This is a genomic window from Flavobacterium anhuiense (assembly GCF_004151235.1).
Lineage (GTDB): Bacteria > Bacteroidota > Bacteroidia > Flavobacteriales > Flavobacteriaceae > Flavobacterium > Flavobacterium anhuiense_A.
In genome coordinates, this window is sequence record NZ_JUIV01000014.1 from 75,175 (window position 1) to 97,207 (window position 22,033).

Below are 22,033 nucleotides of genomic sequence, written 5' to 3' on the forward strand. Positions count from 1 at the left end.
CGGCATCTACATTTGCGATATGAAAATCAAAAAAACGAGCTACCTAGTACTTCAAATTTTATTTGTCATTCTCATCATCGGAATGAGTTTATTGCTTTTCTACTTTATCTAGCTTATTAACCCTAAAACCAAAAAATGAATGTGTACAAACCACAAAAACAAATCGTTTAAATGGTGTTTGCTGGTATCTTTTTTACTGGTAAATATCGTGATGCACGCACAGGACCGAAAAGTGACTGGAAAAATAACTTCCAGCGAAGATTTGCTCGGACTTCCAGGTGCAAATGTTTATATCAAAAATTCTTCTGTTGGCGCTTCTGCGGATATGGACGGAAATTATACTGTGATTGTCGGAGAAAAAAATGCCGTTTTAGTTTTCAATTTCGTCGGGTTTCAGACTGTTGAAATTCCAGTTGGAACAAAAAGCGTTATCAATGTAAGTTTAAAACCAGATACAAAAGCGCTTGACGAAGTTATCGTAGTAGGTTACGGAACTCGTAAAAAGAGCGACATTACTGGATCTGTATCTTCTGTTACAGCAAAAGAATTGACTGCTTTTCCTCTTTTAAATGCAGAACAAGCTTTACAAGGTCGTGCCGCGGGTGTTTCGGTAATGACCAATAACGGTGGTGAGCCTGGAGCTCCTGTAAAAATTAGAGTTCGTGGAGGAACTTCTATTAATGCGAGTGGAGATGCTCTGATTGTTGTTGACGGTTTTGCAGGTGCTTCTATGCCGGCTCCTCAAGATATCGCTTCGATCGAGGTTTTAAAAGATGCTTCTGCAACAGCCATTTACGGATCTAGAGGCTCTAACGGGGTTATTATGGTAACGACAAAAAAAGGAAAACCAGGAAAACCAGTTATTGAGTTTAGCAATTCGACTTCTGTCCAATCGGTAAATAACAAATTGCATTTATTGAATGCCGATCAATTTGCGGCTTACAGAAAAAGCTTTACAACGCACACGCAAGGTCCAGCAAATACAGATTGGCAAGATGTAATTTATCGTGAAGGAATGATTTCTAACTCACAATTGTCTTTTTCTGGCGGATCTGAAAATATAAGATATTATGTTTCTGGAACGTATTTCAATCAAAATGGTGTTGTAATCAATTCAGGAATTGACAAATACACAATCGTAGGAAATCTTGAAGCTGATTTATCTCCAAAATTCAAAGTGGGCTTAAACACTTTTACAAGCAAACAGAACAAAGAAGGAATTGTAAGCCAGACTAGCGCTGGAGGAACTGGAGCTGCGGGTGTTATCGCATCGGCTTATCGTTTTATGCCTGATAAAGGAATTTACAATGCTGACGGAACTTACACGACAACCGCTCCAATTGGTGATGATATTGACAATCCTTACGCAACAGCAATGGAGAATATCTTGGAAACCGTTTCTGTTACAAACCGAAACAATTTCTTTGCCCAATATCAAATTACAAAAGATCTAGATTTTAAAACCACTTTAGGTTTAACCGATAGTAATTCGCAAACTGGGAGATTTATTCCTTCAACATTAATTGCCGGAAAAAATATCAAAGGAGAAGCTTCTGTAAACAATACACGATTTTCTTCTTTCTTAACAGAGAATTATTTGACTTTCAAACGTGAAATTATCGACAAAGGAATGCTGACGGTTTTGGGAGGATATTCATATCAAAAAAACAAAAACGAAAATTCGTATGCCGCTTCAAGAGGTTTTTTAACGAATACCAATTCGTATAGAAATTTGGGAGCAGGAACAGTTTTCTTAAAACCGGATTCTGGCTTATCTGAAACGGAATTAATCTCTGCTTTCGGAAGGTTGAATTTTGATTATGCTGATAAATATTTACTGACCTTCACAGCAAGACGAGACGGTTCTTCTAGCTTTAGTAAAAACTATAAATACGGAACTTTCCCTTCTGGAGCAATTGGATGGAACATTAGCAAAGAAAACTTCTTAAAAGACAATAAAACGGTTTCAAACTTAAAATTAAGAGCAAGTTACGGAGCAACAGGAAATCCTTCAATTGGTGCCTACTCTACTCTTTCTAGATTCTCTGAAATCTATTATGTAAGCGGTGACGTGATTACCAATGCGGTTCAGTTGACTTCATTAGATAATCCGAATTTAAAATGGGAAACGTCTTATCAGCAAGATTACGGAATTGATTTAGGTTTGTTTGACAATAGAATCAGCATAACGGCGGATTATTATAAAACAATTACCAAAGATTTATTGTTCAACAGACCACTTCCTGGAATTTCTGGAATTGCTTCTCAGCTTCAAAACGTGGGTGAATTAGAAAATAAAGGATGGGAATTGGGTATTAATACGAGAAATTTCATTGGTGCAGATTTTACTTGGTCAACCAACTTTAATATTTCTTCAAACAAAAATAAAGTATTAAAATTAGCCGATAATAAAGATCTTTTAATCAACTCTGCGCCTGGGCATTTCTTAGCGACTGAGTCACAGATTTTAAGAGTTGGACAGCCGGTTGGCTCTTTCTTCGGATTTATTTATGATGGTGTAATTCAACAAGGAGAAACGGTATTGCCAGGAAACTTTGAAACGGCTCCTGGAGGAGAAAAATTCAGAGATTACAATGGCGACGGAAAATTAGATTCTCAGGATAAGACCATCATTGGAAACCCAAATCCAGATTTCATCTTCGGATTTAACAATGATTTCACCTATAAAAATCTTGATTTGAATATCTTCTTTCAAGGTTCGCAAGGAAATCAAATCCTAAACTATACTTTGATGGAATTGGCTTCTGGAAACAACAATGCTACAACTGAAGTTTTAGATGCTTGGACACCAAACAATACTGATACCAATGTTCCTGCAAATGCAGCAAGAACTAAAAGAATCACTTCAAGATTTGTTTATGATGGAAGTTACATTCGATTAAAAAACATCTCTATCGGATACAGTTTAGATGAAAAAATTGTTTCGAAAATGGGATTAAGCAAAGTTCGTTTTTACATCAGCGCACAAAACCTTTGGACTATTACAGATTATCCAGGTACAGATCCTGAAACGAACTACTTAAACGATACGAACTCAAGAAGTAATACCAATTTAGGATTGGATTATGGAGGATATCCAAACGTAAGAACCTTTACTGCAGGATTCAATTTAAAATTTTAATCTAATAACCTCTTTGGGTCTATTAATTAAACACATAGAAACATAGATTTTATGTGTTAAGTAAAGAATGCAGAAAGAAACATGGTTTCTAACACATAGCTTTCTATGTGTGTTATAGATAAGTGAAACGCCTTTTTAAGAGTTTTAAACCTATGTCTCTATGTGTTAAATTAATTACATCCAATTAGCTCTAATAAAAATACTATGAAAAAATATATAGCTTTTCTTTGCTTCGGAACCATGGCTCTATTCAGCTGTTCTGATCTGGAAGAAAAACCAGTAGGAATTATTCGTCCAGCGAACTTTTTCAATAATACAGACGATTTACAGGCTGCAGTAAATGGCGCTTTTGCTAACATTGGTCACAACAATTATTGGGGAAGAGAATTTACAATTGCCCTTATGCTTCGCGATGATATGGCCGATATTGGAGACCGAACAACACAAGCGGCTCGTATTGATGTAAACGATATGTCAATGAATGATACCAATGCGCTTGTGGCAAACTTTTGGCCTCAATCGTATGTAATCATAACAGCAGCAAATCAAGCAATTGAAGGCGCTAAAAAAACACCTGGAGATCCTGCTAAAGTAAATGCCATTGTGGCTCAAGCTTATTTTGCAAGAGCTTTTGCCTATTATCATTTAGTGCGCCTTTTTGGAGATATTCCGTATGTAGATTTTGTTGTGAATGATGTATCGCAAGTAAATTCTTTAAGTAAAACCAAAGAAGCAGATGTTTACCCTAAAATCATTGCCGATTTAGAGTTTGCCAAACAATGGCTAGATGACAAACCAAAAGTAAAAGCTGTTCCAGGAAAGGGTACTGCTGCTGGATATTTAGCTTCTGTTTATTTAACTTTAGGAAATTTTCAAAAAGCGTATGATGAAGCAAAATTTGTTATTACAAACGAAGCAAAATTTGGTTTAGGCCTTGATGCTGATTTTCAAGATTTATTCAATGCTACAAAAACTGCTTCATTAAAAGAGCCATTATTTACAATCGACTTTAACAACTTGACTTCTGGAAATTACGGTCAAGATTATACCGCATTTTTTACAGGATCTTTAAAAGATGACAGTTACAGTTATGGACAAGGATTTTCTGTTGCAGTTCCGTCTTTAAAAGTATTCAATACTTGGGATCAGAGAGATTACAGAAGAGCCGTAAGTTTTGATACCATTATCAGAAAGAAAACAGGTCCAGGTGGATCGCTTCAGGTTTATCCTTCAAGTGATAACGAAAAAGCACCACGTCCGCATATTGCAAAATATTTCCGTTTTCCGGGAAAAGCTGGCGCGAACGGAAGAACTTCTCAACATAATTATATCACAATGCGTTATGCAGAAGTTTTATTGACTGCTGCCGAAGCTTTAAATGAAATTACTCCCGGAACAACAGAGGCTGATGGTTATGTAAATCGTGTTCGCGCAAGAGCGAGAAATAAAGCTGGAAAACTGGTTTCTTTCCCTGCAAATATAACTCCAGGATTATCTCAAGCCGATTTTAGAAAAATGGTTATTGACGAAAGAAGATTAGAACTGGCGTTTGAATATGTCAGATGGTACGACATTAAAAGATTAAAAATCGGACCAGAAGTATTCGGACCAAACGGTTTAGAGCCACATGCTAATTTTGATCCGAACAGAGATTATTTATGGCCATTGCCAGGAACTGAGTTAGCTATTAATCCGAATTTAAAACCAAATAATCCTGGTTATTAATAGTATGGGACGCGGATGAAACGGATTTGCTATCGCAAAAACGCGGATTGAAACGGATTTTTTAATTACGTAATGTGTATTTAGTTTCACGCAGATTTTTACAGATTGAAGCAGATTTAATTCGAAAAAATGATTTTCGTGAAATAAAAAATCCGCTTAATCTGTAAGATCTGCGAGAGAAAAAATTTTCATACAGACTATAAAACATTAATAAAAAGCTCTTTTAAAACATTCAAATAAAAAGAATCCATTTTAAATCAGCTTAAATCTTTTCAAATCTGCGTGAAAAAAAAAAAAAATCCGTGCAAACCAGCGTCTTCGTGATAGCGAATCCATCTAATCCGTGTCCAAAATCACCATTACAAAATATTTATTTTACTATGAAGAATGTCAGTTTCATTTTTTTAATTCTTGGATTTGCATCGCTGGCAACGGCGTGCAAATCTGGAATTAATTCTCAGACAAAAACTACTTCATTGGCGACAGAAAAACTCGAAACGCGTTACAAAATGCTACTCGATTATCCGGTAGATTCTATGTCGATGCCAAGAAGCATGAATATCAAAACTCTAGAAATTCGCAAAGTGCCATCGAGAGACTGGACAAGCGGTTTTTTTGCTGGAAATCTTTGGCAATTGTACCGATTGACTGGCGATTCAAAATATAAAGAACAAGCTCAAAAATGGACTCCTTTTAGCAAAAAGGAAAGTGTCAACAGCAATTCGCATGATGTAGGTTTTAAAGTGTTTTGCAGTTTTGGAGAAGCGCTGAAAGTGGAAAACAAAAAAGAATACGAAGCGGTAATTGTAAAAGGCGCCGAAACTTTATGCGAAAGATTCAATCCAAAAGTGGGCGCGATTCGTTCTTGGGATTTCAACAAGGAAATTTGGGATTATCCGGTAATCATTGATAATATGATGAATCTTGAGTTGCTTTTTGAAGCATCTAAAATATCTGGAAATCCAAAATATCGTGACGTTGCGATTCAGCACGCTAATACAACTTTAAAAAATCAGTTTAGAGAAGACAATTCCTGCTATCACGTTATTGATTATAATCCAACAACTGGCGAAGTTAGAAAAAAAACAACTCTTCAAGGATACAATGATGATTCGGTTTGGGCACGAGGTCAGGCTTGGGCTGTTTACGGATTCACGATGTCTTATCGATATACAAAAGATCCTGCTTATTTAAAACAGGCAGAAGGAACAGCAAAGTTTTTTATGACGAATAAAAATCTTCCTGAAGACGGAATTCCGTATTGGGATTTTAAAGATCCTAGTATTCCAAATTCGGCACGAGATGTTTCTGCAGCCATGGTAATTGCGTCTGCTTTATACGAATTGTACGGTTATACTAAAAATGATAACTATTTGGCTTTCGCCAATAAACTAATGGCTTCCGTACAAACGGATAAATATATTTTAGATGCTAAAATTAAAGCACCCTTCTTATTTGATCACAGTACAGGAAACTGGCCAAAACACGACGAAATTGACGAACCAATAATCTACGCCGATTATTATTTTTTGGAAGCATTAATAAGGGTGCAAAGGTTCAAAGGTTCAAAGTAACAAAGGTTTTGAATCTTTGAACCTTTAAGCCAGAAAAACCTATGAACCTTTGCAACTTTGAACCTTTGTAACTATGAATAAAACGAATAAAACTTTTTCAATTTTTGCGCTTTTTGTTTTGTTTCAAATTTGTCTGAGCAGTTTTGCTCAGACAAAGATGAACATTAATGACAATTGGCTTTATTTAGAAAATGATACTCAAAAATTAAACGAAGCACAAAAAGCTTCCAACTGGACTTCTCTAAATCTACCCCACACATGGAATGCCGAAGATGCAACCGATCTATATCCAGGTTACAGACGCGATGCAAGCTGGTATCAGAAGAAATTAAATATTCCGCAAATCGACAAAAACAGGGCTTATTCTTTATACTTTGAAGGTTCGAATGTCACTACAATAGTTTATGTCAACGGAAAAGAAGCTGGATCGCATATTGGCGGTTATATCGGTTTTTCTATTGACATTACAAATTTGATAAAAGAAGGGAACAATGATATTTTTGTTCGTGTGGATAATAGTTATGACATCGAAATTATTCCGTCTCAAAAAAGCGATTTCTTTATCTATGGCGGAATCACACGTGATGTATGGCTGGTTTCGAAATACAAAAATCATATCGAAAATATAAAAATTACAACTCCTGAAGTTTCTGCTAAAAAAGCTTCTGTTCAAATTGTTTCTTCTTTTGTAAATCCAGACAATTCAAAAGATTTATCGCTAACCGTAACGCTTAAAAATCCGAAAGGGAAAAAAGTAGCGAGCAAAACCGTTTTGGTTACAGATAAAACCTCAACCATCACTTTTGAAAACATCAAAAATCCAGAACTTTGGGATACTGAAAAACCGAACTTATACAGACTTTCTGCAATTTTATCAGAAAAAAATCAAATTAAAGATAGCGTTTCAGAAAAAGTTGGCTTCAGATGGTTTGAATTTAAAGATCATGGCCCTTTTTATTTGAACGGAAAACGTTTATTGATTCGCGGTACACATCGTCATGAAGAACAAGCTGGTGTTGGCGCTGCGATGAGCAACGAACAGCATTGGGCTGACATGAAATCAATCAAAGAAATGGGCGCTAATTTTGTCCGTTTAGCACATTATCCGCAAGATCCAGAAGTTTATAAGGCTTGCGATGAACTTGGTTTATTAGTTTGGGATGAACTTCCTTGGTGCCGCGGCGGAATTGGTAATGACGTTTGGAAAACGAATACCAAAAACATGTTGGCGGAAATCATCAATCAAAATTATAATCATCCAAGTATTATTATCTGGTCTTTAGGAAATGAAATAAACTGGCTTCCTGATTTTCCTGATGGCGATAATGCAGATAGAACCAATGCTTTTTTAAATGAATTGAATGATATTGCCCATAAACTCGATCCAACTCGAAAAACGGCTATTAGAAAGTATTATGAAGGTTCGCATATTGTAGATGTTTTCTCTCCTTCAATCTGGTCTGGCTGGTATTCAGGAAGTTATAAAAGTTATCAAAAAGCAATTGATGTTTACAAGAAAGAATACAAACATTTTATTCATGCCGAATATGGCGGAGATAGTCATGTTGGACGTCACAGTGAAAATCCAGTTACGGGCGAAAATGTCATAAAAGCTGAAGGTTGGGAAGAAGCGATTGTTCAAACTAAAATTGCAAACATTGCTCAAATTGGCGACTGGAGCGAAAATTATATAGTCGATTTATTTGATTGGCATTTGCATATATCCGAGAATGACCCAACGTTCGTGGGTAACATACAATGGGCATTTAAGGATTTTGCAACGCCTTTGCGTCCTGAAGACGATATTCCGTACATGAACCAAAAAGGTTTAACAGACCGAAACGGAATTCCAAAAGATGCGTATTATGTTTTTAAAAGCTATTGGGCGAAAGAACCGTTCGCTTATATTGAATCGCACACTTGGACAGAGCGCCAAGGCCCTGAAAACACACCGAGAACGATAAGTGTTTTCAGCAATTGTGAAAAAGTGACTTTTTTCCATAATGGGAAATCATTAGGAGAAAAACAACGAAATCTTGCTCTGTATCCAGCAAATGGCCTAACTTGGAATGTCAATTTTACGAAAGGGGAAAATATTTTAATCGCCGTTGGAAAAACAAAAGATGGTAAAACAGTTTCTGATACATTGAAAGTGAATTATCGTTTCAATAAAAATGATACGGCTTCATCGTTGCAACTTTCATCAGAAAAATTAAAAAATGGTAATTATTTGGTAACTGCAATTGCGATTGACAATAACAATCTACGCTGTTTAGATTATGAAGAAAGTGTTTATTTTCAATGTTTAAAAGGCGGTAAAACTTTAAAAAATCAAGGAACACCAACTGGAAGCGAATCGATAAGAATGGCAAACGGAAAAGCTTCTATCGAAGTAATTCCTGATGGTTCTGGGAATCCGATTGAAATGACGGCATTGAACCAGAGCTTTAAAGGAGAATATTTGAGGATTCCTATTGAATAAGATTTTCTAGCCACAAAGTCGCTAAGACGCAAAGTTTTTTAGTCTAGTTTGTCATCCTGACGAAGGAAGGATCACACTAGAAGCTCCGCAATCTTTGTCGCCAATCTTTGTAGAGTTACGAGTGTGATCCTTCCTTCGTCAGGATGACAAAAAAGAGAAAACTTCGTGCCTTAGCGCCTTCGTGGCAAAACACATAATAAACAAATTTAAAAAATGAAAAAAATTCTAACATTATTATTCCTGACATCGTTCGCAATTGGACAATCACAAGGTTTAATTTCTAACGTACCAAACCGAAATACCACTTCTTTAAACGGTGTTTGGAATTACATTATTGATCCCTACCAAACTGGGTTTTACAGTTTTCATATGGAGCAATTCGATAAACAAGAAAAACCGGCAAAAGGAGCATTTTTCAGTAATTATCATGCTCAAAACAAACAGGAATTGGTAGAATATGATTTTGATAAATCGCCTACAATTAATATTCCTGGAGATTGGAATTCGCAAGTACAGGAACTAAAATATTACGAAGGAAATGTTTGGTTCAAAAAGTCTTTCGATTATAATTTAACAGCTAATAAACGCCTATTTTTATATTTGGGTGCAATCAATTACAAAGCCGATGTTTATTTAAACGGAAAAAAGCTAGGAACACATGAAGGCGGTTTTACTCCGTTTAATTACGAAGTGACTTCGATTATACAGCCAAAAGATAATTATTTGGTTATAAAAGTTGATAATACGCGTCACAAAGAAGATGTTCCGACTGTAAATACCGATTGGTGGAATTATGGCGGAATCACGCGCGATGTCACTTTAATTGAAGAAGAAGATTCATTTGTTGAAGATTACACGATTCAACTGAAAAAAGGCAATGCAAATGTTGTTTCTGGTTTTATTAAAATCAATAATTTAGAAGCTTCACAAAATAATATTTCGATTTCAATTCCTGAATTAAAAATCAACTTTAAAGGAAAAGCTGATAATAAAGGAATTTTAAACTTCGAAATTCCAGTTAAAAAGATTTCATATTGGTCACCAGAAAATCCAAAATTATATGAGGTTATAGTTGACTTTAACGGAAAAAAATTAAAAGATCAAATTGGTTTTAGAACTATTGATACGAAAGAAGATAAAATTCTACTAAATGGAAAACCAATCTTTTTACGTGGAATTTCCATTCACGAAGAAAATGCAAAAGGCGGACGCGCGAATTCTCAAGAAGATGCTTTGCGTTTGCTAAATTGGGCAAAAGAATTGGGTTGTAATTATGTTCGTTTAGCACATTATCCGCACAACGAAAACATTATCCGTGAAGCTGATAAAATGGGATTGATGGTTTGGGAGGAAATTCCCGTTTATTGGACAGTTGAATTCACCAATAAAAACACCTATCAAAATGCCGAAGATCAGTTAACTGCTTCTATTACAAGAGATAAAAATAGAGCGAGTATTATTATTTGGTCAATGGCAAATGAAACTCCAATTTCTGATGCTAGAAATACGTTCATTAAAAATTTAGCATCACACACGAGATCATTAGACAACACCAGATTAATCAGCGCTGCTTTATTAACCAAAAAAGAAACTATTGATGACCCGATTGGTGAAGTTTTAGATGTTGTGGCTTTCAATCAATATTTGGGCTGGTACGGCGGAAATTTGGAAGATGCAGAGAAAATAACATGGAAATCGAAATACAATAAACCTATTGTTGTTTCTGAATTTGGAGGCGATGCAAAAGCCGGTTTCCATGGAGAGAAAAACGAACGCTGGACAGAGGAATATCAGGAATATTTATACATTCAAAATTTAAAAATGATTGAAAAGATTCCACATCTAAGCGGTACAAGCCCTTGGATTTTGGTTGATTTCAGATCTCCAAAAAGATTGCTTCCAGGTATTCAGGACGGTTATAATCGTAAAGGTTTAATTTCAAATGACGGTGAAAAGAAAAAAGCGTTTTATATTATGCAGGATTGGTATGCTAAAAAGAAAAAGGAATATCAGAATTAATTCATTATTACCAATTCATTAACAAAAAACAGGCTTCAAATTATATGATTTTTCTTCATTATTAATTTACTTTGTAGTTAATCTAAAAATTGTAAACCATGAAAAAATTCTATTTACTAGCAGTTACTTTGTTTGCTGCTTTTACAGTTCAGGCTCAAGACATAGTAAAATTTGCTCCGCTTGATGCAAGTCCGGTTGATATTTCGTATTTCCCAAACAAAGCGGTGAAATTCAAAAAAACGGATAATCCAAATCCTGTTATTAAGGTGCTTTACGCAAGACCTTCTGCAAAAGGAAGAACAATTTTCGGTGATGTGGTAAAGTTTGGCGAAGTTTGGAGAGTTGGTGCTAATGAAAACACAGAGATTAAATTCTACAAAGATGTAACAATTGGCGGGAAAAAAGTTCCTGCAGGATACTATAGTTTATTTGCTATTCCAGAAAAAGATAAATGGACTATCATTATCAACAAAGAATTAGATTTATGGGGAGGTTATGCTTACGACGAAAGCAAAGATGTTGTAAGAGTTTCTGTTCCTGTAAAACCAGTTTCTGATGTAATCGAAGCTTTGTCTATTGCATTTACAACTCAAGGGAATGTAGCAAATCTTGTAATTGGATGGGACAAAACAACGGTTGAATTGCCAATTACGGTTAAATAAGTTTTACTAATATATGTCACGAAGGCACAAAGTCGCAAAGTTTTTTTAAGCTTTGCGATTTTTTTTTTGAAAAGTAAACCCATTTTTGTCATTTCGACGAAGGAGACTCGAGCGATAGCGAACAGGCAAAGCAAATCTCCACGAGAAACTCTACAAAGATTGGCTTATTATTGCGGAGCTGCTTGCGAAGATTTCTCCTTCGTCGAAATGACAAGATTGTGTGATAATCAGTCGACAAACTTTACTGTTCTTTTGCTTTGTAAGACTTTTTCATAGCACAAAAAAATCCCTTTAAGATCCTACTCTCAAAGGGACTATTATAAGTCTTTTTAGTTTTAAACCTTAACAGTTTCTATAATTTTATCCAATGTAATTGGTAAATCTCGAACACGTTTTCCTGTGGCATTAAAAACAGCATTTGCAATCGCAGGCGCCATTCCGACTAAAGCCGTTTCACCCAGACCTTTCGTTCCCATTGGATTACTGATTGGGTCTTTTTTATTAACGAAGAAAACCTCTTGTTTTTCAATATCAGCATTTACAGGAACATGATAATCTGCAAAATTATTGTTGATTGGACGTCCAAAACGATGATCGATTTCTAAAGCTTCCATTAATCCCATTCCGATTCCTCCTACTGCACCGCCAAACATTTGTCCTGCAGAAGTTTTCTGGTTGATTACCGTTCCAATATCAGCGCAAGAAACTACGTGAGCCAATCTTATTTTACCCAAATTCGGATTCACCAATACTTTTACAAAATGAACGGAAAAAGAGTAAATTGAGTATTTCTTAGCCTCTTCAGCAGCTTTAGAAAGATTTTCTACTTCAAAATCTTCTAATTTATTACTACTTAAAAGTGTAGCTAACGTAACCGATTTCGATTTGTCTTTTTTTGAAGAAATCACGCCATTTTCAAAAGTTAAATCGGTAATAGCAATTCCTTTCAAAGATGAACTTTTACTTGCCAATTCGATTACTTTACTCAATAATAAATTACAAGCATCGTGTACCGCAGAACCAACAGATGAAGTCGTTGCCGAACCTCCTTGTGTTGGGCCTTTTGGCAGTCCGCTTTTACCCATTTCGATAATTACGTTTTCCGCAGGCAAACCTATAACTTCAGCTCCAATCGCCGTCATCATAGTTGCCGTTCCCGGTCCCATATCGTTTACACTACATTGCAAAACTAAATCACCATTGGCCAATAATTTTGCTTTTACAGAAGTTGGACTTCGATAACAGCCGAAAGTTCCTGTTCCCATTCCGTAGCCCACCAGCCAATTTCCTTCTTTAACGGAACCTGGTTCATTTTTACGGTTTTTCCAGCCAATGCGTTCCATTCCGCCTTCGTAACATTCCAAAAGATATTTACTGCTCCACGGTTTATTTTGTTCTTGATCTTTTTCGGCATAATTCAGTTTACGGAATTCAATCGGATCTAAGTTTAATTTATATGCCATTTCATCCATTGCACTTTCTAAGGCAAAAGAACCTGTTGCTTCACCTGGGCCGCGCATCCAAATTGGCGTACAAGTGTCCAAAGGAACAATTCTATATCGTGTTGAAACATTTGGACAATCATAAATAAATCGAGACATATTTACTGTTCCTTCCATAAAATCTTCATAACTCGAAGTCATCGCTACAGCTTCATGTGTTAAACCTGTCAATTTTCCATCTTTGGTTGCGCCAAGACCCATTTTCTGAATGGTGTAAGGTCTAAACCCAACATTGGTAAACATCTGTTCGCGATGCAACACTAATTTAACTGGACGATTTAATTTTTTAGCTCCAATTAAAGCTGCAATTTCATACGGCCAAGTGTGCAATCCCATTCCGAAAGCACCTCCAAGATATTCAGCATGAACCTCAACATCTTCAACAGGCACTCCAAAAACTCCAGCAACACTTCTGCGCGTTCCTTCGACACCTTGGCTTTTTGTGTATAAAATAGGTTTATTGCCTTCCCATTTGGCAATGATATTGGCCAATTCCATCGGGTTATGCACCTCGGTTGGAATTGTATATTCCGTTTCTAATATTACCTCAGCATTTTTATAGCCGTCATGTTCACCGCGATGATAATCATTTCCTTTATCGGTTTCTACTTTTTTTTCTTTTTCAGCCGCTTTTTTAAGTTCTGTCGAATGTTCTTCTTTAAAATAATCGGCTTTAATTAAACTCGCTGCATATCGCATACGTTCAAAAGTATCGGCAATCACCAAAGCAATTGGCTGATCGTAATACAAAACCGAATCATCTTTGAAAATCTGCAATGGCTGACCAAAATTGTGCTTGTCCTTTGCTTTTTCGTAGCCAGCAGGTTTATCTACATTTAAATGTGTAATTACCGCCAAAACCCCTGGTGCCCATTCTGCTTTTTTAGTATCAATGGTTTTAATTCTTCCTTTCGCAATCGTACTTCCTACCAAACAGGCATAGACAACACCTGCCGTTTTATACTCTGCCGAATAAGTTGCTGAACCCGTTACTTTAGCAAATCCGTCAACTCTATTAATATTACTTGTCTTGCTCATAATCTAATTATTTTGATGCTGCTATTGTAAGTGCTTCTGTTACTGCATTCTCTCCAAGCGTTATTTTAAAATTATTATCACCGTATCCTTTTGCTCCTTTCATAGACAAATGGCCCGCTTGTTTAAATAGATCTTCTGAAATTGTTTTTCCTTTCAGGAATTTTTCTGTTTCAGTCAATCTCCATGGTTTATGTGCCACACCGCCCATGGCCAATCTGACATCATTGATGGTATTGTTTTTTATATCTAAAGCCACTGCAACAGATACTAATGCAAAAGCATAACTCGTTCTGTCACGAACTTTTAGATAATGCACATTTTTAGTAAAATTATTATCTGGAATTTCAACAGCCGTAATCAATTCTCTACTGTCAAGTGTATTGTCTTTTTCTGGTGTGTTTCCGGGAATTCGATGAAAATCGGTGAAATCAATTTCTCGTTTTCCTTTTGGACCTTCTACCAAAACTTTCGCGTCAAGCGCAGCCAAAGCTACGCACATATCACTCGGGTGGACTGCAATACAGCTATCCGAAGTTCCAAAAACTGCTGCCATTCGGTTCGAACCGCCAATTGCGCCGCATCCGCTTTTTGGTGTTCTTTTATTGCATGGCATATCAATATTGTAATAATACGAACAACGCGTTTTTTGAAGCATATTACCACCCACTGTTGCCATATGGCGAATTTGCTGAGAAGCTCCAGCTGCTAAAGCCAATGCCAACAAAGGATATTTTTCTTTTATAGAAGCATCTTCGGCAACCTGACTGTTTTTTGCTAAAGCGCCAATTGAAACTTTCCCTTTTAAGAATTCTATTTTCTTTAAATCCAATCCATTAATGTCAACTAGTTTATCTGGAGCTACAATATTTTTCTTCATTAAATCGACAAGATTCGTTCCTCCTGCAATAAACATCGACGAATTATCTTTTGCTTTTCCTGTAACTGCCGATGAAGACGACAAAGCCTTTATTATCTGAAAATTTTTCATATCTCCTTTCCTCCTTCCTTCACTTCAGTTATAGCATCGACAATATTGTGATAAGCGCCACATCTGCAAATGTTCCCACTCATGTACTCTCTAATTTCTTCTCTGCTGTTGGCATGGCCTTCTTTTATACACGCAATTCCCGACATAATCTGACCGGGAGTACAATATCCACACTGAAAGCCATCATGTTTGATAAAAGCTTCCTGCATCGGATGTAGTTTTTTTCCTTTTGCAAGACCTTCGATTGTAGTTACTTGCGCGTTTTGCTGCATTGAAGCCAGAGAAAGACACGACAAAATTCGGGTTCCGTTTACATGAACTGTACACGCACCACATTGCCCGTGATCGCAGCCTTTTTTTGTCCCAGTGAGTTGCAATTGTTCACGAAGTAAATCTAATAAAGTTGTTCTTGGTTCGATATTGAGATTATGTTTTGTGCCATTTACTTCAATAGAAAGCGGTACAGTTTCTAGATATTCCGCTATTTTTTCATCCCATTTCTTTTCTGATGCCATTACCAATGAAGGAGGCGTCAGAGCAAGAGCGGTAAAAAGTCCTGATTTCTTTATAAAGTCACGGCGGGAATTAGCATCTTCCGACGTTACTTTATTCTGATTTGTTTTTTTAGAAGCCATTCAATCTATTTGTTAAATTAGCAAATTCGCTTTTGTCATTCTAACAAATTTAGCGATCTTATGTAAGAAAAAATTATAAAATTCAAACATTACTCTTATTTAGAATAATTACAATTTTGTCGTTTTTTAAACCGCAAAGGCGCTATGGTTTCGCAAAGTTCGCAATGCTTTCTATTGTTTTTCTCTCAGATTTCGCAGATAGTGCAGATTTTAAATATGATAAAAAGATTTACGAAGATTTTTTATGATAGAAATAAATAAAAAATCTGTTTAAATCTGCAAAATCTGCGAGAGAAAAAAATTATGAGCATTAAAACTTTGGGAGCTTTACAGTTAATTTTCCATATAGATTAATTCTGAAATTGTATTTTTACTGAATCAAGCTCAAATTATGTCACAGCAAGAAATCATTTACCTGGATAATAATGCTACAACTCGTGTTGATGAACGCGTTTTGGATGCGATGCTTCCCTATTTTACGAATTATTATGCCAATTCAACCAGTACACATTTGGCTGGTTTAACAGTAAAAGAAGCTGTTGAAAATGCTGCTTGGCAAACTGCGGATTTAATTAATGCCAATGCCGATGAAATTATATTCACTTCTGGTGCTACAGAAAGCATCAATCTGGCCATAAAAGGACTCGCTGATCAAAACAAAAAACATATCATTACCATGCAGACCGAACATAAAGCCGTTCTTGAAACTTGCCACTTTATGGAAAGCATTGGTTTTGAAGTTACTTATCTTCCAACCGCTGCTGATGGTCTTTTAGATATTCAACTTTTAGAAGAAATAATAACAGATAAAACACTGGTTTTCATTGGAATGTTTTCTAATAATGAAACTGGCGTCATACAAAACATTAGTGCGATTTCTAAAACACTGAAAGTCAAAAATGTACTTTTTATATGCGATGCTACTCAAGGGGTTGGAAAAATTCCGATTGATGTAAAAAAGCTTGAAATTGATTTTTTAGCCTTATCTGCTCATAAATTTTACGGCCCAAAGGGAGTTGGCGCTTTGTACATTTCGGCGAAAGCCAAAGTAAAATTATCTCCTCAGATTCTTGGAGGAGGACAACAGAGAAAATTAAGAAGCGGAACGTTAAATGTTCCCGGAATTATAGGTTTAGGAAAAGCATCGGAAATTGCTGTAAATGAATTAGAAAAAGATCAAAATAGAGTTTCTCTATTACGTGACAAACTTGAAAAAGGTTTGTTGCAGTTTGAAGGATCTTTTGTAAACGGAAATACAGAAAACCGAATTTATAATACTTCAAATATTTGTTTTCCTGGCGTAAATTCAGAACAGCTGATTTTGGCTTTGGGAAATATATCCGTCTCAAACGGCGCTTCTTGTTCGGCCGTGACTACTGAACCTTCTCATGTTCTAAAAGCCATGGGATTATCTGATGAAGACGCTTTGAGTTCGATTCGTTTTAGTTTGGGAAGATTTACTCCAGAAGAAGAAATTGATATTGCTGTTGAGCGAGTTTTGAGTTTAGCTAAAGAGTTTGCCGCTAAGGCGCTGAGACACTAAGTTTTTTTGATCTGTTTTTAATCTCGTAAAGATTAATTATCACTTATCATACCTCATAATTTTGTCATTTCGACGAAGGAGAAATCTTCTTTGGTAATTCCGTACAGAATATTGCCAATCTTTATAGAGCTACTTGTAGAGATTTCTCCTTCGTCGAAATGACAAACTATACCTGAAAATCTTCGTAACTCTGTAACTTTGACCCTTTGCACCTAAAATCTAAGAAATCAACTTCTGATAATCTTCCTCCGTGTCAATATCAATATTTCCTTTTTCAAAAGGAACTGAAACTACATCATCAGCATATTTTTTAATGAGTTTTTTGGCTCCTTCCCTTCCTTTCAATTTTAGAAGTTCCTCAAAGTATTTTTGGTGAAATAAAGCTGGTGTTCCTAAAGTTTCCGCATAAGCTGATGCTGCAATTCCCTTTTCAGTTCTCTTAGATTGGTTGATTAAATTTTCGAAGACAGAACTTGTTACAAAAGGCTGGTCGCAGACTGATAGAATGCACTGTTCGCAATCGGGGTTTAAAAGCATTAATTCTGTAATTCCTTTGACAATTGAAGAAGACATTCCGCTCACCCATTCAGAATTGAATGAAAGTTTTATTTCAGGCAAATTAATCCCTTTTTCTATTACATCATGATTTGCACCTGTTACCACTATTAAAAAAGAATTTTGAATCTTTAAAGCTTCTGAAATCGTATTTTTGAGAAGAGTTGATTCTTTATGTTTTAATAACTGTTTGGGTCTGCCTAATCTAGACGAATTTCCAGCTGCAAGAATGATAATGCCAATTTTCTGATGATTTTTATTTTCCATAATGAATTTCATTATGAATTTTGCCCGATTTATATTTCAACGATGTTCCAGCACGTTCAGAGGCAACGGCTTTAATTTCAGAAACAATAGAAAGGGCGATTTCCTCTGAGGTTTCAGCTCCGATATCTAGACCAACAGGGCTATGAATTCGGCTTAACTGTTCTTGGCTTACTGTAATTCCTTCAATCAAAAGATCATCTAGCATTCGATTGAATTTTGATTTTGGACCTAAGATGCCAACATAATGATAATTGGTTTGCAATAATGATTTTAAAACCGTCAAATCGTATTTGTAATTGTGTGTCATTAAAAGAAAATAAGTCTGATCGTCGATAATAACTTGATCAAGAAAATGTTCGGGTTTTACAACCGAAATTTGGCTGGCTTCTGGAAAACGTTTTGAAGTGGCGTGTGTGGCGCGACCTTCTGCAATAGTAATTTTCCATCCCAAAACAGCAACCATTTTCACCAGTGGCTGAATATCATTTCCTGCACCAGCAATTATGAGTGAAATAGATGGTTTTACATATTCAATTAAGGCTTCGTTGTCGTTTTCTTCCTGAAGTTTTTTTACTACCGATGTTTTGCTTTCAAGCACTTCTTTTACATCAGAAATTAGGTTTAAATCATTGTTATAATTTATAAGCGGATTGTCTTTTCTAAAAAACAAAGTGGTTCCAGTTTGAAAAGCATTTCTTTTTAAAGAAAAAACGGTTACAATCACAGCTTCTTTCCTTTCTAATTCTAATTGTTTTAAAAGCTGAATCGGGCTGTTTCCAGCGTCTTCATTTATATATTCAAAAAGAATATGAACGATTCCGTTGCAACCAAGCTGTAAACCAACTTCGGCATCTTCTTCGTTACTCGTATTATAAGTTACAAGTTTATTTTGCTTTTGATTTATAGAGAGAAGCGCTTTTCGCAACGCATCTCCTTCCAAACATCCGCCACTTATTGCACCTGTAAGCTGACCGTCTTCTGTTACAAGCATTCTAGCGCCTGGTTGTCTGTATGATGAGCCTTCAACTTTAACTACGGTCGCTAAAGCCGTTTTCTTTCCTTCAGATTTTGCTTGCGTGTAAGCTTTTAGAATTTCGCTGATTTCCTTCATAGTGAATCTTCATCAATAGAAATTAATATTGATGGTACTTTTTATCAGCTTAAAAATAAAAAAATATTACAAACTTAAGTACAATCGCAGTAGTTAAGTTTATAACATTTTCCGTAAAAAGCTTAATTTAAAAGGTTTTAAATTATTTTATTCATTTAATTCTAAAAAATAATCCAACTTAGATTTGATTACTTTTTTGTTTCTATCTAATAAATAAAGTTTTTCCGGATTTTTGCTGTAGTAACCATAATACGTTTGATCTTTTTCTGGTTTGTCCCAGTTTAGAATAAAAATCGTTCCATCAGGATCTTTTTCTAAACCTTTTTCTGTATTGATATTGCCTTTTTCTGTAAAGCTTTTTTCGGGCTGTTTTCCTTGATAGGTAGTGGATAATTGAAATTTATTAGCTACAACATCAATTTTTAAGATTGTTTTTATTCCCTCACAATCTGCACATGGCAATATTCCTTCATATACAGAAATGCTCTCAACAGTATCCTCTTTTTCATTATTGACAATAGTGTCTGTCAAAACAGTACTATTTTCATCTTTACTATTTTTAGAATTACAAGATGTTACAATAACAGTTGCAAACGCAAGTATAACTATTTTCTTCATATTTTTTTTCTTCAAATATAAAGATTATTCTTACTTACATATCAAATTTAACTATTAAAGTTTACAGCTAAATAATTCCCATGACCATCGCTGTTTGTATAGCCTCTGCAGTATTGGTAACTTTCAATTTTTCGATAATGTTTTGCCTGTGACGTCTTACCGTATAGACTGAAATGTGCATTTCCGCAGCAATTTGTTCACTTTTGTATCCTTTTGCAACATTGGCTAAAACTTCCACTTCTCTTTTAGAAAGAATGGCTTCTGCCTTATTTTTATATTTCTCAGACTCAATTATCTCACCTGTCTGAATATTAAAAATCTTTCCGTCGATTCCCTTTCTAGGCTGTAAATCGGTTGATGGAATATAAAGGCATAATGCAAGGGAAATACTGCCGTTGCTAAAAGTTTTGAGATAAATCGTTCGATGATTTATATAAGCACATTTTTCTACCGATTCTTTCACTCTTAAACGGCTAAACGTGCTGTAATTACAATATTCTTCTTTTGGTAGTCCTTTTAAAAACTGATAGAAATTAAGTTCTAAAACATGTCTTTCTATCAAATCTTCTGAATTGATTTTGGTAAAAATACATTCTTCAAAAGCAGAGTCAATTACAGCTTTTTCATTTGGCAGTCCAAAAACAGAACCGAAACTCCCGGCGTAGATATAACTTCTATCGGATTGATAATCGGATAATACGGCTACACATTGTTCAATTTTGACATAATTGCTAACGAACTGTTTGTACATTTCAATATCATTAGATTCTCCAATTTCAAATTTTTGTTCTAAAAATGTGGTCATTAATTGGTTTTCGATCGAAGAAGTCTGAGGCATTTAGAAGTGTAATTGGTTAATTTTACGTATTGCCTCTTTTGTAAAGCAATTCTATTTTTGGAGCATTAAAAATATCACTTTCTATCCCAAAAAAATAATCTATGAAAACATTTTTTCCTAACATCCTTATTATTCTTAGTCTTTCTATTTTATTCAGCTGCAATAATAAAAACGAATCTGCAAAAGCCACATTGAAAGAGGAAACAAAAACAGATTCTGCATTTGTAAATGGTTCGCCTTGCGATATTAAACTGTCTTCTATACATTTTACAAAAGCGGTTAACGGTGCCGACTCGCTAATAAAATTAGAAACAAATGAAAAAATCATTTTTAAAGCTGGCGAAAAATCAGATTACTTTTCTGATCCAAACGAAAAATTGTCCAATACAAGCGCCCCAATGCTTTTGTCTAAAGTAGACAACACAAAACCTTTTACGCTTACCGCGAAAGTTACGCCTGAGTTTACAGAAAAAGGATTATATAATGCTGGTGTTCTATATCTTTATGTTAACGATAGTTTTTATCAGAAATTTTGTTTTGAGCAGGATGAAAGAGGCAATCACAGAGTTGTAACTGTTCGTACCATGGGAACTTCTGACGATAATAATCATGATGTGGTGAAAGTACCTTCTGTTTACATGAAAATCAGTTCTGATACTAAAACGGTTGCAAGTTATTATTCAGTAGATAAAAAAAATTGGCAGATGGTTCGTTTGTACAAAAACAATTATCCAAAAGAAATTTGGGTGGGAATTAGCACACAATGTCCTGTAGATAAAGGAACGAAAAGTATTTTTGAAGAAATCAATCTAGAAGAAAAAAGTGTTTCTAATTTTCGTTTAGGCATATAATCCTAGTTTAATTTTTTTATCAATAAGATAATCATTTTTTTAAACAGGTGTATGATTTGTATTACTAAGTTTTGTATTTTTATAAATAGCAAAATTTATTATTACCTAACTTTAAAAATAAACTACATGGGAAAATTTGTAATCACTACTAGAGCCAATGGGGAATTCCAGTTCAATTTAAAAGCTGGTAATGGCCAGACTATTCTAACAAGTGAAGGATACACAACAAAAGCAGCTTGCAATAATGGAATTGAGTCTGTTAAAAAAAATGCGGCAGACGATGATCGTTATGATAGATTAGAATCTAAAAGCGGAAAGCCATATTTTAATTTAAAAGCTGGAAATGGCCAAATCATTGGCTCAAGCGAAATGTACGAAAGTGTATCTGCTAGAGAAAACGGAATTGAATCGGTAAAGAAAAATGCTCCTGACGCCACTATTGACGATCAGACGGCTTAAAACATATTTATAATTATAAAAAAA

General features: G+C 35.2%; 16 protein-coding genes. 9 read left to right on the forward strand and 7 right to left on the reverse strand.

Annotation, left to right across the window (positions count from 1 at the left end):
• Positions 1-139: 139 nt before the first annotated feature.
• From NU08_RS16260 to NU08_RS16285, 6 genes are all read left to right on the forward strand, one after another.
• Positions 140-3,142, forward strand: coding sequence for a SusC/RagA family TonB-linked outer membrane protein (locus NU08_RS16260; RefSeq protein WP_129748169.1), 3,003 nt, complete (start codon positions 140-142; stop codon positions 3,140-3,142).
• Between the two features lie 204 nt (positions 3,143-3,346).
• Positions 3,347-4,867, forward strand: coding sequence for a RagB/SusD family nutrient uptake outer membrane protein (locus NU08_RS16265; protein ID WP_129748170.1), 1,521 nt, complete (start codon positions 3,347-3,349; stop codon positions 4,865-4,867).
• A gap of 380 nt (positions 4,868-5,247) precedes the next feature.
• Entirely contained in the window at positions 5,248-6,441 is a 1,194-nt protein-coding gene (locus NU08_RS16270) for a glycoside hydrolase family 88 protein (RefSeq protein WP_129748171.1), read from the forward strand.
• A gap of 73 nt (positions 6,442-6,514) precedes the next feature.
• Positions 6,515-8,923 (forward strand): glycoside hydrolase family 2 protein, encoded by a 2,409-nt coding sequence (locus tag NU08_RS16275; RefSeq protein ID WP_129748172.1) that lies wholly within the window; start codon positions 6,515-6,517, stop codon positions 8,921-8,923.
• Positions 8,924-9,136: 213 nt separating this feature from the next.
• Entirely contained in the window at positions 9,137-10,942 is a 1,806-nt protein-coding gene (locus NU08_RS16280) for a glycoside hydrolase family 2 protein (RefSeq protein ID WP_129748173.1), read from the forward strand.
• Between the two features lie 98 nt (positions 10,943-11,040).
• Positions 11,041-11,604, forward strand: coding sequence for a DUF2911 domain-containing protein (locus NU08_RS16285; RefSeq protein WP_129748174.1), 564 nt, complete (start codon positions 11,041-11,043; stop codon positions 11,602-11,604).
• 335 nt (positions 11,605-11,939) lie between these two features.
• On the opposite strand, the gene NU08_RS16290 is transcribed toward NU08_RS16285, so the two are convergent.
• Genes NU08_RS16290 through NU08_RS16300 form a run of 3 tightly spaced genes read right to left on the reverse strand, consistent with a single transcriptional unit; the run spans position 11,940 to position 15,767 of the window.
• Positions 11,940-14,144 carry a xanthine dehydrogenase family protein molybdopterin-binding subunit gene (locus NU08_RS16290; protein ID WP_129748175.1) on the reverse strand — a complete coding sequence of 735 codons (2,205 nt, stop codon included), beginning with the start codon at positions 14,142-14,144 and terminating at the stop codon, positions 11,940-11,942.
• 7 nt (positions 14,145-14,151) lie between these two features.
• On the reverse strand, positions 14,152-15,132 hold the full coding sequence (locus NU08_RS16295; RefSeq protein ID WP_129748176.1) for an FAD binding domain-containing protein: 981 nt from the start codon (positions 15,130-15,132) through the stop codon (positions 14,152-14,154).
• Positions 15,129-15,767: a 2Fe-2S iron-sulfur cluster-binding protein gene (locus NU08_RS16300; RefSeq protein WP_129748177.1), complete on the reverse strand. Its 639-nt coding sequence runs from the start codon at positions 15,765-15,767 to the stop codon at positions 15,129-15,131. Before NU08_RS16300 ends, NU08_RS16295 begins: the two co-directional genes overlap by 4 nt.
• A gap of 391 nt (positions 15,768-16,158) precedes the next feature.
• Here NU08_RS16300 and NU08_RS16305 point away from each other — a divergent pair, with 391 nt between their 5' ends.
• Complete coding sequence (locus tag NU08_RS16305) at positions 16,159-17,310, forward strand: cysteine desulfurase family protein (RefSeq protein ID WP_129748178.1); 1,152 nt, start codon at positions 16,159-16,161, stop codon at positions 17,308-17,310.
• A 219-nt stretch (positions 17,311-17,529) separates the two neighbouring features.
• Here NU08_RS16305 and NU08_RS16310 read toward each other — a convergent pair whose 3' ends face one another.
• The 4 genes from NU08_RS16310 to NU08_RS16325 form a co-directional block, all read right to left on the reverse strand.
• Positions 17,530-18,132, reverse strand: a complete 603-nt coding sequence (locus NU08_RS16310; protein WP_242502575.1) for an NTP transferase domain-containing protein — start codon at positions 18,130-18,132, stop codon at positions 17,530-17,532.
• Entirely contained in the window at positions 18,122-19,243 is a 1,122-nt protein-coding gene (locus tag NU08_RS16315) for an XdhC family protein (protein ID WP_129748180.1), read from the reverse strand. Before NU08_RS16315 ends, NU08_RS16310 begins: the two co-directional genes overlap by 11 nt.
• A 147-nt stretch (positions 19,244-19,390) precedes the next feature.
• On the reverse strand, positions 19,391-19,861 hold the full coding sequence (locus NU08_RS16320) for a copper resistance protein NlpE (protein ID WP_129748181.1): 471 nt from the start codon (positions 19,859-19,861) through the stop codon (positions 19,391-19,393).
• A gap of 67 nt (positions 19,862-19,928) precedes the next feature.
• Positions 19,929-20,699 carry a response regulator transcription factor gene (locus NU08_RS16325; RefSeq protein WP_129748182.1) on the reverse strand — a complete coding sequence of 257 codons (771 nt, stop codon included), beginning with the start codon at positions 20,697-20,699 and terminating at the stop codon, positions 19,929-19,931.
• A gap of 101 nt (positions 20,700-20,800) precedes the next feature.
• Here NU08_RS16325 and NU08_RS16330 point away from each other — a divergent pair, with 101 nt between their 5' ends.
• Positions 20,801-21,550 carry a DUF1349 domain-containing protein gene (locus tag NU08_RS16330; protein WP_129748183.1) on the forward strand — a complete coding sequence of 250 codons (750 nt, stop codon included), beginning with the start codon at positions 20,801-20,803 and terminating at the stop codon, positions 21,548-21,550.
• A 126-nt stretch (positions 21,551-21,676) separates the two neighbouring features.
• Positions 21,677-22,009, forward strand: a complete 333-nt coding sequence (locus NU08_RS16335) for a YegP family protein (protein WP_129748184.1) — start codon at positions 21,677-21,679, stop codon at positions 22,007-22,009.
• The last annotated feature ends 24 nt before the right edge of the window (positions 22,010-22,033 follow it).

Excerpts from the sequence above, each read along its gene's own strand:
- NU08_RS16285 (WP_129748174.1), top strand. The coding sequence starts at position 11,041 with ATGAAAAAATTCTATTTACTAGCAGTTACTTTGTTTGCTGCTTTTACA.
- NU08_RS16325 (WP_129748182.1), bottom strand. The coding sequence starts at position 20,699 with ATGCCTCAGACTTCTTCGATCGAAAACCAATTAATGACCACATTTTTA.
- NU08_RS16260 (WP_129748169.1), top strand. The coding sequence starts at position 140 with ATGTGTACAAACCACAAAAACAAATCGTTTAAATGGTGTTTGCTGGTA.
- NU08_RS16335 (WP_129748184.1), top strand. The coding sequence starts at position 21,677 with ATGGGAAAATTTGTAATCACTACTAGAGCCAATGGGGAATTCCAGTTC.
- NU08_RS16290 (WP_129748175.1), bottom strand. The coding sequence starts at position 14,144 with ATGAGCAAGACAAGTAATATTAATAGAGTTGACGGATTTGCTAAAGTA.
- NU08_RS16275 (WP_129748172.1), top strand. The coding sequence starts at position 6,515 with ATGAATAAAACGAATAAAACTTTTTCAATTTTTGCGCTTTTTGTTTTG.
- NU08_RS16270 (WP_129748171.1), top strand. The coding sequence starts at position 5,248 with ATGAAGAATGTCAGTTTCATTTTTTTAATTCTTGGATTTGCATCGCTG.
- NU08_RS16300 (WP_129748177.1), bottom strand. The coding sequence starts at position 15,767 with ATGGCTTCTAAAAAAACAAATCAGAATAAAGTAACGTCGGAAGATGCT.
- NU08_RS16265 (WP_129748170.1), top strand. The coding sequence starts at position 3,347 with ATGAAAAAATATATAGCTTTTCTTTGCTTCGGAACCATGGCTCTATTC.
- NU08_RS16315 (WP_129748180.1), bottom strand. The coding sequence starts at position 19,243 with ATGAAGGAAATCAGCGAAATTCTAAAAGCTTACACGCAAGCAAAATCT.
- NU08_RS16330 (WP_129748183.1), top strand. The coding sequence starts at position 20,801 with ATGAAAACATTTTTTCCTAACATCCTTATTATTCTTAGTCTTTCTATT.
- NU08_RS16310 (WP_242502575.1), bottom strand. The coding sequence starts at position 18,132 with ATGGAAAATAAAAATCATCAGAAAATTGGCATTATCATTCTTGCAGCT.
- NU08_RS16295 (WP_129748176.1), bottom strand. The coding sequence starts at position 15,132 with ATGAAAAATTTTCAGATAATAAAGGCTTTGTCGTCTTCATCGGCAGTT.
- NU08_RS16280 (WP_129748173.1), top strand. The coding sequence starts at position 9,137 with ATGAAAAAAATTCTAACATTATTATTCCTGACATCGTTCGCAATTGGA.
- NU08_RS16320 (WP_129748181.1), bottom strand. The coding sequence starts at position 19,861 with ATGAAGAAAATAGTTATACTTGCGTTTGCAACTGTTATTGTAACATCT.
- NU08_RS16305 (WP_129748178.1), top strand. The coding sequence starts at position 16,159 with ATGTCACAGCAAGAAATCATTTACCTGGATAATAATGCTACAACTCGT.